The organism is Dactylosporangium sp. NPDC005555, from assembly GCF_040605635.1.
GTDB lineage: Bacteria > Actinomycetota > Actinomycetes > Mycobacteriales > Micromonosporaceae > Dactylosporangium.
The window spans coordinates 49,326-62,981 of record NZ_JBEXDG010000004.1 but is presented as its reverse complement, the minus strand read 5'-3'; the positions used below and the strand labels follow the sequence as shown (position 1 = coordinate 62,981).

Sequence of the window (13,656 nt, the reverse complement as noted above, 5' to 3'; positions counted from 1 at the left end):
CGCAAATTCAATCGATCGTCGGAGGCTGTCATGACCAAGCTGCTGCACATCTCGGCGTCCCCGCGCGGTGCCCGCTCGGAGTCACTCGCCCTCGCGTCGCGGTTCCTGCGGGTGTACCGCGAGCAGAACCCCTCCCACACCGTGGAGGAGTGGGACCTGTGGGACGGCACGCTCCCCGCCTTCGGCCCGCCCGCCGCCGCCGCGAAGATGGACGTCTTCGCCGGCGTGGAGCCCAGCGGCGAGGGCGCCGCCGCATGGGCCGCGGCCCGCGCCGCGTTCTCCCGCTTCGCCGCGGCGGACAAGCTGCTGTTCTCGGTCCCGATGTGGAACGCTTCGGTCCCGTACGTGCTCAAGCAGTTCATCGACGTGGTGAGCCAGCCGGGCCTGGTCTTCGGCTTCGACCCGGCCGCCGGCTACAGCGGCCTGCTGACGGGCCGCAAGGCCGCGGTCGTCTACACCAGCGCCGTCTACGGCGAGGGCCGCGGGCCGGCGTTCGGCGACGACTTCCAGCAGCCGTTCTTCGACGGCTGGCTGCGCTGGGCCGGCATCACCGACCTCACCACCGTCTCGTTCCGCCCCGACCTCGTCACGGCGGACGCCGCCGCGGGCCGCGCCCTGGCCACCGCCGACGCCGTCGAGGCCGCGAAACGCTTCTGACGCCGCTGTGCGGCTCTGCCCGGCCTCCGCCGCTTCGGAGGCCGGGCCGTTCAGGCGGCCGCGGCGAGGCCCGGCAGCGCGGGAACCGTCAGCGTCGCCGTCGCCACCGAGGCCGCCACTCAGCCGTCCGCCCGCGGGCGGACCACGACGACGAGGGTCGCCAACGGGCCGAACAGCAGCGACCAGGCCCACCAGACCAGGCCGCTGCGGCCCTTGCCCTGGGCGAGACCCGCGTTGATCAGTGACAGCAGCAGCCAGGGCAGCCCTACGCAGATGTAGGACTCCACCGAGGCGTGGAACTCCACCAATGACCTCTTTCGATCGATCGGATGCGGGCCATCCTAGCGATCAACGTCGACGCGCGGTGTCCGTCGAGGGCTCGAACGCCTCGTCAGTGCAGGGCGGCCTTCAGGGCGATCATCGCGACGCCGAAGCTGCCGGCGACGGCGGTCGACGCGAGCCGCTCCAGGGCGGTCAGCCGGCCGTCGCGGCCGATCTCCCAGCCTGCCAGGCACAGCAGCAGGGTGGAGCAGACGAGGGCGGCGACCACCGACGCCGGCTGGGTGCGGCCGAGCAGGTCGGCGGCGACGAGGACGGCGACCGGCAGGGCCGAGGCGGTCACGATCTCCCAGCCGGTGGTGAGCTGCCGGCGGACCGCCGGCCAGGGCGGGTGGTGGCGCTCGTGGAGCCGTTCGGCGACCAGGCGGGCGTACCGCTCGGCGCTCCAGTACACGAGGAGCGTCACGAGGACGCCGACGGCCGTGGCGGCCGCGGTGTGGGCGTGCGAGGTGGCCATGACCGCGGCACTGACGATCACGCCGTAGACGCCGGCCGCCGTGCGCTCCTCGTCGGTCCGCGCGATCCGCACGCACCAACGCTCTTCGGCGGCGCCGGCCGGCACCTCCTCCGGAGCGGGTGAAGTCAGAGGCGCTTCGAGAACCAGTGGTGGGCGTACGGCTCGTCGTTGTACGCGGGCACCTCCTCGTAGCCGCTGGAGCGGTAGAGGCGGATCGCCTCGGTGAGGTTGCGGTTGGTGTCCAGGCGGACGGACCGCCAGCCGGCGGATGCCGCGTGGTGTTCCAGCGCACCCAGGATGCGGCGGCCAACGCCGAGACCGCGGACCGTGCCGGAGACCCACACGCGTTTGATCTCCGCGGGGGCGCCGGGGTGGAGTTTCACCGCGCCGCAGCCGACCGGCTCGCCGGAGAGGGTCGCCAGGAGGAACGCGCCCTTCGGCGGGGTCAGGTCCTCGTCGTCGACGGGTTTGCTGGTCGCCGTGTCGAAGCCGTCGTCGAAGCGGTGGGCCAGCTCGCGGGCGTACGCGCGCAGGCAGGCGCGGGCCCGTGGGTCGCCCGGCGGGCACACGGACAGCTCCACCATCGAGGCCATGAGCAGCCGCTCCACCTCCGCCATCGCGGTGGCCAGCCGGCCCCGCTGCCCGTCGTTGAGGGGGCCGAGGATCGACTGGGCCAGGTCGTCGGAGGCGCGGTCGAGCACCGCCCACTCCGACAGCCCGGCAGGCGTCAGCGACGCTTCCCTGACCCGGGCGTCTCCGCTGGTACCGACACCGACGCACACCAGGCCGTCGGCCTCCAGGGCACGCAGGAGACGGCTGAGATAGCCCGCGTCCAGGCCGAGCCGGGCGCGCAGGGCGGCCACCTCCGCACCGGCGGGACCGATCTCCCACAGCAGACGGGCCTGCCCGAGGGGGCGTCCCCGGGACAGGTACCCGTCGTCGAGCGCACCGACGCGTTGCGTCACGGTCCGGTTGAAGCGCCGGACGGTCGCCAGCAGTTCGCCGTTCACATGTCTGACTATAGTCAGGTAACCGAACGTGGTGGCGAGGGGCAGGCATACTCGGCGCGTGAAACGATCACCGGGCTGGCTCCTGGCACTGGCGGCGGTGTTGCTGACGGGCTGCATCGGGCCGTTCGCCGACACGTTCGACGAAGCGGTCCAGGACACCCCGGCCGACTACGACGAGTGCTGCATCGACGCCGACCGGACGCTGCTGGGCAGGCTCGCCGGCACCGGAGCGACCGTGGCGAGCGGCGGCGGGCTCGCCGGTGTGCGGGTCGACGCGGTCGTCACCACCCGCCGGTTCGACGACGCGGTGGAGAAGGACGTGTCCTGGGGCAAGGACGGCGACGGGCTCATCGCCCCCGACGACACCCACGACTACGTCCTCGCGCTCGTCGCCCGCCCGGCCGGCGCCGACCCGAAGGTCTGGATCACGACGGTCGTCACGGTGTTCGCCGAGCCCGGCGACGCCGGACGGGCGGTGTACGAGTCCTCGCCGCTCGTCGATCCGCAGAACGGCGACCCCGTCCGGTCCATGATCATCGCCGTGCGCGTCCCGGAAGGTCACACCGTCCTGCTCACCGCCGGCGACCCGAGACCCGGCGGCCCCGCCGTCGACCTGCGCACCGGCCGCGCGGCGAAGTTCCCCGCCGGTGCGTAGCCGCCTGCCCGCCCTCGGCGGGGTCGCGCTCGCCCTGGCGGTCGCGTTCGGGATCCGGGCCGTCGACGACGGCGACCTGCGCCAGTACTCAGGCACGGCGCTGTACGCCTCGATGATCTACGCGGGCGTGTTCCTCATCAGGCCACGAACGACCCCGCTCGTCGCCGGTGCCGTCGCGATCGCCTTCTGCTGGGCGGTCGAGCTCGCGCAGCTGACCGGTGTTCCAGCGGACCTCTCCGCGAAGAGCCTCCTGGCCCGGTACGCGCTCGGCGCGAAGTTCGACCCCGCCGACCTCGCCTGGTATCCGGTCGGCGTCGTGCCGCTGGTCCTGGCGCACCTGGCGATCAGACGAAAGTTTCACGGCGCGACCTGGGCGGACACCGCAGCGGACCGGTGAATCCGCCGGACCGGGGCGGTGACGGGGTTCAATCCGCGCACCGCCACCCGGAGAGGAGCACCACCATGCGCAGGAGGATTCTCGGCGCAGTCGCGGCGCTCGGGGTCGCCGCCGCCACGACGGTCATCGCCGTGGCAGCCTCGACCCCGGCCACCGCGGCTCCCGCGTACAACTACGCGGAGGCACTGCAGAAGTCGATCTGGTTCTACGAGGCCCAGCAGGCCGGGCCGAAACCCGCGTGGAGCCGGGTCGGGTGGCGTGGCAACGCCGCCACCACCGACGGCGCCGACGCCGGGCTCGACCTGACCGGCGGCTGGTTCGACGCCGGCGACCACGTCAAGTTCGGGTTCCCGATGGCCTTCTCCACCACGATGCTCGCGTGGGGCGCGGTGGAGTACCGCAGCGCCTACGCGCAGTCGGGCCAGCTGACCAACCTCGTCAACAACCTGAAGTTCGTCAACGACTACTTCATCAAGGCCCATCCGGCCCCGAACGTCCTCTATGGACAGATCGGCGCCGGCAATCCCGACCACGCCTGGTGGGGACCGGCCGAGGTGATGCCGATGGCGCGCCCGTCGTACAAGATCGACGCCACCTGCGGCGGCTCGGACCTCGCCGGTGAGACGGCCGCCGCCATGGCCGCCTCGTCGATCGTGATCCGCCCGACGGACGCCGCGTACGCCGACAAACTCGTCACGCACGCGAAGCAGCTGTACGCGTTCGCCGACTCGGTGCGCAAGAAGTACAGCGAGTGCATCACCGACGCGGCCAGCTACTACAACTCGTGGAGCGGCTTCAACGACGAGCTCGTGTGGGGCGCGATCTGGCTCTACCGTGCCACGAACGACGCCGCCTACCTCGCCAAGGCCGAGGCCGGCTACGACAACCTCAGCAACGAGAACCAGACGACGACGAAGTCCTACAAATGGACGATCGCCTGGGACGACAAGTCGTACGGCGCCTACGTGCTGCTGGCCCGGCTGACCGGAAAGCAGCGGTACGTCGACGACGCCAACCGCTGGCTCGACTACTGGACGATCGGGGTCAACGGGCAGAAGGTGCCCACGTCGCCCGGCGGCCAGGCCGTCCTGGACAGCTGGGGATCGCTGCGCTACGCGGCCAACACGTCCTTCGTCGCGCTGCTGTACAGCGACTGGCTGACCGACGCCACCCGCAAGGCGCGGTACCACGACTTCGGCGTCCGCCAGATCAACTACATCCTCGGCGACAACCCGCGGCACGCCAGCTACATGATCGGCTTCGGGGTGAACCCGCCGAAGAACCCGCACCACCGCACCGCGCACGGGTCCTGGACGGACCAGATCACCAACCCCGAGGTCTCCCGGCACACGTTGTACGGCGCGCTCGTCGGCGGACCTTCGTCACCGAACGACAGCTACACCGACAGCCGGTCCGACTACGTGATGAACGAGGTCGCCACCGACTACAACGCCGGTCTCACGTCCGCCCTGGCCCGAATGTACGGCGAGTTCGGCGGCACGGCGCTGACGAACTTCCCGGTCGCGGAGACCCCGGACGGCGCCGAGATGTACGTCGAGTCGTCCATCAACACCCCCGGCACGACCTTCACCGAGATCAAGGCGATGGTCTACAACAAGTCGGCGTGGCCGGCGCGGACCCTCGACCAGGGCTCGTTCCGCTACTACTTCACCCTCGACGGCGCGACCACGCCGTCGCAGATCACGCTGTCCAGCGCCTACAACCAGTGCGCGGCGCCGACCGGCCCGACGCTGGTCAGCGGCAGCACGTACTACGTGACCGTCAGCTGCGCCGGGCAGAAGATCGCGCCGGCCGGGCAGTCCGCGTGGCGGCGCGAGGTCCAGTTCCGCATCGCGTCCTCCGGCACGTGGGACCCGTCCAACGACTGGTCCTACCCGGCGGCCGCGGGCCCGAACAGCCGCATCACCCTGTTCGACGGTGCCACCAAGGTCTGGGGCGACGCCCCGGGCACCGGACCGGTCGACACCACCGCGCCGACCACGCCGGGCACGCCGGTCTTCACGAACGTCACGTCGACGTCGGTCACCGCCTCGTGGGCCGCGTCCACCGACAACGTGGGCGTCGCGCAGTACCGGGTCTCCTCGGCCGCGGGGCTCGCCGGCACCACGACCGGCACGTCCCTGGCCATCACCGGGCTGACGCCGGCGACCGCGTACAGCTTCACGGTCGTCGCCGTCGACGCCTCCGGCAACGCGTCCGCGGCGTCGGCCGCCGGCACCGTCACCACGGCACCGTCCACCGGTGACGTCACGCCGCCGACGAAGCCCGGCACGCCGGTCGCGTCGGCGGTCACCAGCAGCGGCGCGACCCTCACCTGGGCCGCGTCGACCGACACCGTCGGCGTCACCGGCTACGACGTCCTGCGCCTCGGCGGCACCGCCGGGCCGGTCGTCGTCGCCACCGCCACCGGCACGACCGCCGCGGTCACCGGGCTCACGGCGTCCACCGCGTACCAGTTCGCCGTCCGGGCGAAGGACGCCGCCGGGAACCTGTCGACGCTGTCGGATCCCGTCACGGTCACGACGACCGGGACCACCACCGGGAAATCCTGCGAGGCCACCTACCGCGTCACGAACCAGTGGGGCGACGGCTTCAACGGCGAGGTGACGGTGCGCAACTCCGGCGGCCAGGCGATCACCGGCTGGACGGTCACGTTCACGTTCCCGGGCAACCAGCGGGTCACCAACGGCTGGTCGGGCCTGTGGACGCAGACCGGCGCCGCCGTCACCGTCCGCAACGCCGACTGGAACGGCGCGCTCGCGCCGGCCGCGTCGACGGCGTCGGGCTTCGGCGCCACGTTCACCGGCACGAACGCGAACCCGGCCACGGTCACCTGCACCGCGAGCTGAAACACGGCTGGAAACCGGCCCCGGCGCGTGCGCGCGCCGGGGCCTACCATTGGGGTGATGACCGACGTCGTGATCGACCTCGACGCGCCGGCGCCCCGGACGCAGCAGCGCCGCGGCGTCCTGTCGCGCGCCGCCGCGGTCGCCGTCCTCGGTCTGCTCGCCGCCGCCCCGGCGACCGCGCCCGTGCCGATGGCGTTCGCGAACCGGCTGCCGGTCCCGAGCTACTGCACCGGCGCCCCGCTGCCCGGCGGCCGCCTCAACATCGTCGAGGGCGACGTCTACGTCCTGCTCGACGGCCAGACCGGCGTCGTGCTCAGCACCGGCCACTGCCCCCGCAGATGACCGGCCGCCGCAGCGAGGTGCTGTTCCTCGGCGGCAGGTCCGGGGTCGGCAAGACCAGCGTCGCCGTGGAGCTGCACGTGGAGCGCAGCGACGCCGCGGCAAGGTCCCTCGACGCGTCGGTGCCGGCGTCGGTACACCGGATGCCCACCGACGAAAGGACGATCCCGGACATCGCGGCGGACATCCTGGCGCTGACCGGGTGGTGCCGCTAACCCGTCGAGCGCGGGCCGCTATGGTCGTGCACATGGCGGGTGTCCCACGGGTTGTCGCGTCCGGTGAGCTGGTTGCCCGCGTCGACGGGATCGCCGTGCATCTGCTGACGGTGGAGGCGTGGGCCGGTCGCGTCGCGGTGCGCGCGGTCGGCGTGCCCGACGACGACGCCCTCGCCGCCATGCGGGCGCACGAGGTGGCGATGGCCGAGTGGTACACGTCCGCGGCGGCCGCCGGGACCCGCCCGCCGAGGTCCCCGGCCGATGTGACCCTCGAAGCCGTGCGGGTGCAGGCGGAGCAGGGTGGCGTGCCGCTGCGGCCGGTCGCCTGGTCGCACGGGGGCACCGGCACCGAGTGGCTCGGGCAGTGGGTGTTCGAGGCCGGCCTGCCCACGGGCATGGTGCGGATCGTCGTCGAGGCCGGCGACGACCGGTGGAGCGAGACGCTCGACCTGACGGCGTAGCCGCCGACTGTGCCATTCCGCTCCAAGCTATTGACCGCCATCGAAGGGATACATATGGTGCGACATCTATAAGTAAACTTGACTAACAACTGGGAGCACCTGATGCACTCCCCTCGGAACAAGCGCATCGTCGCGGTCGTCGCAGCCGCCGTCTGCGTCGCCGCCCTCCAGGTCACGGGCGCGGCACCCGCCCACGCCGACACCGTCGGACCGATCACCGGCGTCGCGTCCGGCAGATGCATCGACATCCCCGCCGCGACCACCGTCAACGGCACCCAGGTGCAGCTCTACACGTGCAACGGCAGCGCCGCGCAGACCTGGACCGTCGGCACCGACGGCACGGTCCGCGCGCTGGGCGCCAAGTGTCTCGACGTCGCAGGCGGCGTCAACGCCAACGGCACCAAGGTGCAGATCTGGGACTGCGCCGCCGGCAACGCCAACCAGCAGTGGACGTACAACAGCGCCACCCGCGCGCTGAGCAACCCCGCCACCGGCCGGTGCCTCGACGTCGTCAACGGCGGCACCGCCGACGCCTCGAAGCTGCACATCTGGGCCTGCGACGCCGCCCTGGGCAGCCAGCAGTGGAACCTCGCCGGCGCTCCGCCGCAGGCGTTCACCGACTACCAGGCCGAGAGCGCGACGATCACCCAGGGCGTGGTCGAGTCCAACCACGCCGGCTACACCGGCACCGGCTTCGTCAACTACGACAACGTGACCGGCTCGGCGGTGCAGTTCACCGTGTCGGTCCCGGCGGCCGGCAACTACCCGCTGACGCTGCGGTACGCCAACGGCACCACCGTCGACCGGCCGATGGACATCACGGTCAACGGCACCCCGGCCGCACCCGGGCTGTCCTTCCCGGGCACCGGCGCCTGGCCGACGTGGGCCGAGAAGACCGTCACCGCGACCCTGGCGGCCGGCACCAACACGGTCCGGGCCGTCGCCACCACCGCCGGCGGCGGGCCCAACCTGGACCGGCTGCGGGTCACCGCCCCGTCGGACAGCCAGCCGCCGACCGCGCCGAGCAACCTGCGGGTCGTCGGCGCGGTCCGGCCCACCGGCGCCGACCTCGCCTGGAACGCCGCCACCGACAACGTCGGCGTCGCCCGGTACGTCGTCTACAACGGCGGCAACGTGGTCGCGGAGGTCGGCGGCAACATCCTCGCCGCCACCCTGCCGCTGCAGCCGAACACCTCGTACGTGTTCAGCGTCCTGGCGTACGACGCGGCGGGCAACCCGTCGCAGGGCAGCAACAACCTGCCGGTCACCACCCCGCCGGGCACCGACACCCAGCCGCCGAGCACCCCGGGCAACCTGCGGGCCACGGCCGTCACCGCGAGCACCGTGACCCTGGCCTGGAACGCCGCCACCGACAACGTCGGCGTCCGTGGGTACCGGGTGTCGCGCAACGGCACGCAGATCGCGGACGTGCCGGACCTGACGGCCTCGGACACCGGGCTCACGCCGGCGACCGGGTACCAGTACACCGTGATCGCCTACGACGCGAACGGCAACGCGTCCGCGCCCAGCGCCGCCCTGGCGGTCACCACGTCGACGCAGGCCGGCGGTGGGGACCCGGTCTTCGACCGCAACGTGAACACCGCGCTCGACCTGCCGTGGGGGATCGCGTTCCTGCCCGACGGCAGCGCGCTGGTCGCCGAGCGGGACCGGTTCGAGATCGTGCGGGTCACGGCCGCCGGGCAGAAAACGGTCGTCGGCACGGTCACCGAGGCGGTCACCACGACCGGTGAGGGCGGCCTGCTCGGCCTCGCCGTCGGCCCGACCTTCGCGACCGACCACTGGGTGTACGCCTTCCACACGGCGGCGTCGGACAACCGCCTGGTCCGGTTCAAGTACGAGAACGGCGCCATCGGACCGCGCGAGGCGCTCGTCACCGGCATCGCGAAGAACCGCTTCCACAACGGCGGGCGGGTGAGGTTCGGCCCGGACGGCTACATCTACGTCACCACCGGCGACGGCCAGGACAGCAGCCGCGCGCAGAACCCGAACTCGCTCAACGGCAAGATCCTGCGGGTCACCACCACCGGCGCGGCCGCGCCCGGCAACCCGTCCGGCACCCGCGTCTACAGCCTCGGCCACCGCAACCCGCAGGGCCTCGCCTGGGACTCACAGGGCCGGCTGTGGTCCTCGGAGTTCGGCGACAACACCTGGGACGAGCTCAACCTGATCACCCCGGGCGGCAACTACGGCTGGCCGACCTGCGAGGGATCGTGCGGCAACCCCGCGTTCGTCGACCCGGTGCGGCAGTGGAGCACGTCGTCGGCATCGCCGAGCGGCATCGAGATCGTCAACGACTGGATCTACATGGCGGCGGTCCGCGGCACCCGCCTGTGGGTCATGAAGATCACCGGCACCACCACCGACACGCCGCGGGCCTTCTTCAACGGCTCCTGGGGCCGGCTGCGCACGGTGGTCAAGACCCCGGACGGCGGGCTCTGGCTCACCTCGACGAACAACGACATGAACGGCGGCACCCCGACGGTGCTCAACAACGTCATCGTGCGACTGCGCTTCGCCTCCTGACGCCGGGCTGACGCCCATCCGGATACCGGCCGGCGTCGACGCCGGGGCCGCCCACCTCTCGGGCGCCCCCGGCGTGCCGTCGCCCGTCCCTCGAAACACCGCGTCGCCCATGACTGCGACGCTGTCGCCATGCAGGGGTTGCTCGGCCCGCTCGTCGGCCGGCTCCTGGACGAACTCGCCCTCGGCGCGATCCGCGCGGCGCTGCGCGCCGGCCTGCGGGTGCCGCGCGACGTGGCGGTCGCCGGTGTCGACGACATCGAGGACGGCCGCTACTCGGCGCCGACGCTGACGACGGTCGCGCCGGACAAGGCGGCCATCGCCCGGCACGCCCTGGACCGCCTCGCCGAGCGCCTCACCGCGACGACGGCCGACCAGTCCGCCCGCCGCATCACGGTCCCCCACCGCCTCGAGATCCGCGAGAGCACCAACGGCTGAGTCGAGTGTCCGGCGTGTCGCGGGGCCCGACTCAGCGTAGGTCCCCGACCGGGACGGGCGTCTGCTCGACCGGCCGGTCCTGCTCGTCGAGCAGCACCAGGGCGCTGCTGAAATCGGAACACTGGTCGTCGTCCAGGATCAGCACCAGCGACAGCAGGAACGGGAACAGCATCTCGACCGGTCCCGGATCCGCGTCGGACACCGTCCTGTTCAGTTTCGCCAGCCAGATGAGCCGGTCCAGGCCGGCGGCGAACCGTCGGGCCAGCCACAACCGGCGGTCGCGGCGCATGACGTACCGGTCGAGCGCCGCCGACGCGGAACGATGGTCGGTGACCAGGTTGAGCGGCACGTCCCCGCGCTCGGCGCGCTCCGCCTGCAGCTCGGCGTAGAACACGAACGAACGGACCATCACCGAGCACACGAACGGCGCCAGCAGGTTGTTGAAGCCGCCCGCCACCCGCGGCCCGGCCCGCCCCTCGCCGAGCCCGGCGAAGTAGACCTCCCCGGTCGGTAGCAGCGCCAGCACGTGCTCGGAGACGCCGTCCAGGCCGTGCCCCACCCGGTACGTGCTGGCCGTGTAACCGCCGAGCGTCATGTCCGGGCGGGAGGACATCCAGAAGTCGGACCGCTGCACGATGCGCTGCCCCGGCGCCGCCGACGGCTGCTCCGGCGGGTACTCGACCCGCTCCCACGTGTGTTCGGCGTTGAGCACGAAGCACCGCTCGTTGTGCGGCGGGAGGTGCAGGCCGCGCGGGCCGAAGCACAGCGGCATCGTGGTCACCGACTCCGTGAACGACAGGCCCGCAAGCCAGGTCCGGGCGCGGGCGCTGAGGACGCCGCCGCGGATGACCGTGCGGTACTCGTGTCCGTCCCCGTCGACCCTCGCGACCGTGCTCTGCACGTCGCCGAGGTGCAGGTGCTCGCCGATGAGGTCGCGCAGCGCGCCGGCGCGGGCGGTGTCGCTGACGGCCGCCCTGCCGGGCTGCGGCCGGGTGCTGCCCCACATCGGCGACGGCGTCCGGAACGGCGCGAAGTCGTCGACGACGGTCAGCCGGTGCCCGACCAGCCGGAGCAGCCTGCCGACCCTGATGCCGATCCGCAGCTGCGGGCCGCCGAAGAAGCCGAAAGCCGGTTCGTCGTCCATGCGAAAACGCCTCCTCGGTGGTCGGCGCGGGCGGGCACCCGCGTCGCGAACAAGGACGGCCGGGCGCCGCCGCTGATACCGCCGCGCCACCACGGAGCGTGTCCGGTTGACGACAACGGCACCTGGTATCAGACGGACCGGCCGGCCGTCCTGCTTGCGACCTCAACCCCACCGACCGACGAAGGGGAGCAAGCCATGCCTGCACCGGGTGTCGTCGAGGCCGCCAGCACCGCGCTGCTGCGCTGGGTCGGCGGCGCCGGCCTCACGGCCCGCTCCGGTCCGCCGACGGCCGGCGCTCCGAGCGCTTCCAAGGGCCCCGACGGTCCCGGGCCGAAGAAGGCCGACGTGCACGTGTGGCTGATCGGGCTGCTGCCCGAGCAGGGCCTGCGGCCCGTCACGGGCGTGGACCCGGTCCGGTTCCGGATGCGGTTCCTGCTGGCCACCGCGCGCGCCGACGACGTCGCGACGCTCGACCTGCTGCTCACCGTCGCGGCCGCCGGGCCGCACCTGCCGGTCTTCGACGAGGTGCCGGCGCACGTGTGGCAGTCGGCGGGGGTGCCGGCCAGGCCGGCGTTCTGCGTCGACGTCCCCGGTCACCTCGACCGTCCCCGGCCCGTGGCGCCGCGGGTCACCGCGCCGCTGCGGATCGACACGCTGCCGATACGGCCGCTGGCGGGGGTGGTGCTCGGCCCCCGCGACACGCCGGTCCCCGGCATGCGGGTCGAGAGCGCCGACCGTACCCAGGTCGCCTACACCGGCGCCGACGGCGGGTTCGTCCTCGACGGGCTGCCGGCGGGCCGGGACGTGCGGCTGCGGCTGTCCGGCCGCGGCCTGCTGTTCCACCACAACGTCACCGCCGATGCCGCCGCCCCGGCGGTCATCCGGTGCGAGATCAAGGAGGCATGACATGCCCTACTACGCGTCTCCCGGCGTGTACGTCGAGGAGGTCAGCGGCGGCGCGCGGCCCATCGGCGCGGTCGGCACCAGCACGGCCGGCTTCGTCGGCACGGCACCGGACCACGACGCCCGCCGCAACGAGGCGGTCGCCGTCGGCAGCTGGTCGGAGTTCCTGCGCGTCTACGCCGGCGGCACCGAGACGCCCGCGAGCACCCCGCTGGCCCGGGCTGTGTACGGGTTCTTCGACAACGGCGGCGGCCGCTGCTACGTCGTCAACATCCCGCCGGGCGACCCGATCGCCGGCACCGGCCGCACCCGCTCCGGGCTCGGTCTGCTCGAGGCGATCGACGAGATCGCGATCGTCGCCGCGCCCGGCTACACCGACGTGCTGTCGCACGAGGATCTGCTGAAGCACTGCGAGAACCTCGGCGACCGGATGGCGATCCTCGACCCGCCGGAGGAGATCACCGACGTGGAGCGGCTCGTTCGGGTCGCCACCCCGCCGCCGGCGAAGAAGCCGGCGAAGGCGCCCGCGGACGGTCAGCAGCCCGCGCCCGCCGCTGCTGACGACGGCGGCCTGCGGCCCCGGCAGAGCGACTACGGCACCTTTTACGTGCCGTGGCTGGTCGTGCGCGACCCGCTGAGCGGTGACGTCGTGCCGACCCCGCCGAGCGGGCACGTCGCCGGCCTCTGGGCCCGCAACGACGCGCTGCGCGGGGTGCACAAGGCGCCCGCCAACGAGCCCGTCCGGGGTGCGGTCGACCTCACGTACCGGGTGACCCGCGCCGAACAGGACCTGCTCAACCCGGCCGGGGTCAACTGCATCCGCTACTTCCCGTCCGAGGGGATCCGGGTCTGGGGCGCGCGCACCCTGGCCGCGGAGGCGTCCGAGTGGCGCTACCTCAACGTCCGCCGGCTCTTCTCGATGCTCAAGGAGTCCATCGGCGACGGCACCCGCTGGATCGTGTTCGAGCCCAACGACGAGCAGCTGTGGCGCTCGATCCGCCGGGACATCAGCGCGTTCCTGACCCGGGTGTGGCGTGACGGCGCGCTGCTCGGCGCGACCCCGCAGGAGGCGTTCTTCGTCAAGTGCGACGCGGAGACCAACCCCGCCGACGTCCGCGACGCGGGCCAGGTCGTCGCCCTCATCGGCGTGGCGCCGGTCAAGCCTGCCGAGTTCGTCGTGTTCAAGCTCAGCCAGTCCTCCATCGGATCCGAAGCCCAGTAAGGGGAGCA

Annotated in this window: 15 protein-coding genes; 11 read left to right on the top strand and 4 right to left on the bottom strand. The window is 72.6% G+C overall.

Annotated elements, in window-relative coordinates:
• Positions 1-30: 30 nt before the first annotated feature.
• Positions 31-657 carry an NAD(P)H-dependent oxidoreductase gene (locus ABZS58_RS06195; RefSeq protein ID WP_354778161.1) on the top strand — a complete coding sequence of 209 codons (627 nt, stop codon included), beginning with the start codon at positions 31-33 and terminating at the stop codon, positions 655-657.
• A 119-nt stretch (positions 658-776) separates the two neighbouring features.
• Here the strand turns inward: ABZS58_RS06195 and ABZS58_RS06190 are convergent, their stop codons facing one another.
• The 3 genes from ABZS58_RS06190 to ABZS58_RS06180 all read right to left on the bottom strand — a co-directional run bounded on the left by ABZS58_RS06190 (position 777) and on the right by ABZS58_RS06180 (position 2,463).
• Positions 777-962 (bottom strand): hypothetical protein, encoded by a 186-nt coding sequence (locus tag ABZS58_RS06190; RefSeq protein ID WP_354778160.1) that lies wholly within the window; start codon positions 960-962, stop codon positions 777-779.
• Positions 963-1,048: 86 nt separating this feature from the next.
• Positions 1,049-1,525 (bottom strand): hypothetical protein, encoded by a 477-nt coding sequence (locus ABZS58_RS06185; protein ID WP_354778158.1) that lies wholly within the window; start codon positions 1,523-1,525, stop codon positions 1,049-1,051.
• 53 nt (positions 1,526-1,578) lie between these two features.
• Positions 1,579-2,463 carry a helix-turn-helix domain-containing GNAT family N-acetyltransferase gene (locus ABZS58_RS06180; protein ID WP_354778156.1) on the bottom strand — a complete coding sequence of 295 codons (885 nt, stop codon included), beginning with the start codon at positions 2,461-2,463 and terminating at the stop codon, positions 1,579-1,581.
• Between the two features lie 58 nt (positions 2,464-2,521).
• Between ABZS58_RS06180 and ABZS58_RS06175 the strand changes: the two genes are divergently transcribed.
• From ABZS58_RS06175 to ABZS58_RS06140, 8 genes are all read left to right on the top strand, one after another.
• Positions 2,522-3,118: a hypothetical protein gene (locus ABZS58_RS06175; protein ID WP_354778155.1), complete on the top strand. Its 597-nt coding sequence runs from the start codon at positions 2,522-2,524 to the stop codon at positions 3,116-3,118.
• Positions 3,111-3,515 (top strand): DUF2809 domain-containing protein, encoded by a 405-nt coding sequence (locus ABZS58_RS06170; RefSeq protein WP_354778153.1) that lies wholly within the window; start codon positions 3,111-3,113, stop codon positions 3,513-3,515. Before ABZS58_RS06175 ends, ABZS58_RS06170 begins: the two co-directional genes overlap by 8 nt.
• Positions 3,516-3,580: 65 nt before the next feature.
• Complete coding sequence (locus ABZS58_RS06165; protein ID WP_354778151.1) at positions 3,581-6,385, top strand: glycoside hydrolase family 9 protein; 2,805 nt, start codon at positions 3,581-3,583, stop codon at positions 6,383-6,385.
• A gap of 57 nt (positions 6,386-6,442) precedes the next feature.
• Positions 6,443-6,727: a hypothetical protein gene (locus tag ABZS58_RS06160; protein ID WP_354778149.1), complete on the top strand. Its 285-nt coding sequence runs from the start codon at positions 6,443-6,445 to the stop codon at positions 6,725-6,727.
• Complete coding sequence (locus ABZS58_RS06155; RefSeq protein WP_354778147.1) at positions 6,724-6,939, top strand: hypothetical protein; 216 nt, start codon at positions 6,724-6,726, stop codon at positions 6,937-6,939. Before ABZS58_RS06160 ends, ABZS58_RS06155 begins: the two co-directional genes overlap by 4 nt.
• Before the next feature lie 32 nt (positions 6,940-6,971).
• Complete coding sequence (locus ABZS58_RS06150) at positions 6,972-7,400, top strand: hypothetical protein (protein WP_354778145.1); 429 nt, start codon at positions 6,972-6,974, stop codon at positions 7,398-7,400.
• Positions 7,401-7,502: 102 nt separating this feature from the next.
• Positions 7,503-9,944, top strand: a complete 2,442-nt coding sequence (locus ABZS58_RS06145; RefSeq protein ID WP_354778144.1) for a PQQ-dependent sugar dehydrogenase — start codon at positions 7,503-7,505, stop codon at positions 9,942-9,944.
• A 129-nt stretch (positions 9,945-10,073) separates the two neighbouring features.
• A complete protein-coding gene (locus ABZS58_RS06140; protein WP_354778142.1) occupies positions 10,074-10,379 on the top strand; it encodes a substrate-binding domain-containing protein in 306 nt (101 codons plus the stop codon).
• A gap of 31 nt (positions 10,380-10,410) precedes the next feature.
• Here ABZS58_RS06140 and ABZS58_RS06135 read toward each other — a convergent pair whose 3' ends face one another.
• Positions 10,411-11,523: a hypothetical protein gene (locus tag ABZS58_RS06135; protein ID WP_354778140.1), complete on the bottom strand. Its 1,113-nt coding sequence runs from the start codon at positions 11,521-11,523 to the stop codon at positions 10,411-10,413.
• Between the two features lie 195 nt (positions 11,524-11,718).
• On the opposite strand from ABZS58_RS06135, the gene ABZS58_RS06130 reads away from it, so the two are divergent.
• Together ABZS58_RS06130 and ABZS58_RS06125 are read left to right on the top strand one after the other, a co-directional pair.
• Entirely contained in the window at positions 11,719-12,429 is a 711-nt protein-coding gene (locus ABZS58_RS06130; protein ID WP_354778138.1) for a carboxypeptidase-like regulatory domain-containing protein, read from the top strand.
• Position 12,430: 1 nt separating this feature from the next.
• Positions 12,431-13,648, top strand: coding sequence for a phage tail sheath subtilisin-like domain-containing protein (locus ABZS58_RS06125; RefSeq protein ID WP_354778136.1), 1,218 nt, complete (start codon positions 12,431-12,433; stop codon positions 13,646-13,648).
• The last annotated feature ends 8 nt before the right edge of the window (positions 13,649-13,656 follow it).

Coding starts and splice junctions, on each gene's coding strand:
- ABZS58_RS06195 (WP_354778161.1), top strand. CDS start 31: ATGACCAAGCTGCTGCACATCTCGGCGTCCCCGCGCGGTGCCCGCTCG.
- ABZS58_RS06165 (WP_354778151.1), top strand. CDS start 3,581: ATGCGCAGGAGGATTCTCGGCGCAGTCGCGGCGCTCGGGGTCGCCGCC.
- ABZS58_RS06160 (WP_354778149.1), top strand. CDS start 6,443: ATGACCGACGTCGTGATCGACCTCGACGCGCCGGCGCCCCGGACGCAG.
- ABZS58_RS06155 (WP_354778147.1), top strand. CDS start 6,724: ATGACCGGCCGCCGCAGCGAGGTGCTGTTCCTCGGCGGCAGGTCCGGG.
- ABZS58_RS06150 (WP_354778145.1), top strand. CDS start 6,972: ATGGCGGGTGTCCCACGGGTTGTCGCGTCCGGTGAGCTGGTTGCCCGC.
- ABZS58_RS06145 (WP_354778144.1), top strand. CDS start 7,503: ATGCACTCCCCTCGGAACAAGCGCATCGTCGCGGTCGTCGCAGCCGCC.
- ABZS58_RS06140 (WP_354778142.1), top strand. CDS start 10,074: ATGCAGGGGTTGCTCGGCCCGCTCGTCGGCCGGCTCCTGGACGAACTC.
- ABZS58_RS06135 (WP_354778140.1), bottom strand. CDS start 11,523: ATGGACGACGAACCGGCTTTCGGCTTCTTCGGCGGCCCGCAGCTGCGG.
- ABZS58_RS06130 (WP_354778138.1), top strand. CDS start 11,719: ATGCCTGCACCGGGTGTCGTCGAGGCCGCCAGCACCGCGCTGCTGCGC.
- ABZS58_RS06125 (WP_354778136.1), top strand. CDS start 12,431: ATGCCCTACTACGCGTCTCCCGGCGTGTACGTCGAGGAGGTCAGCGGC.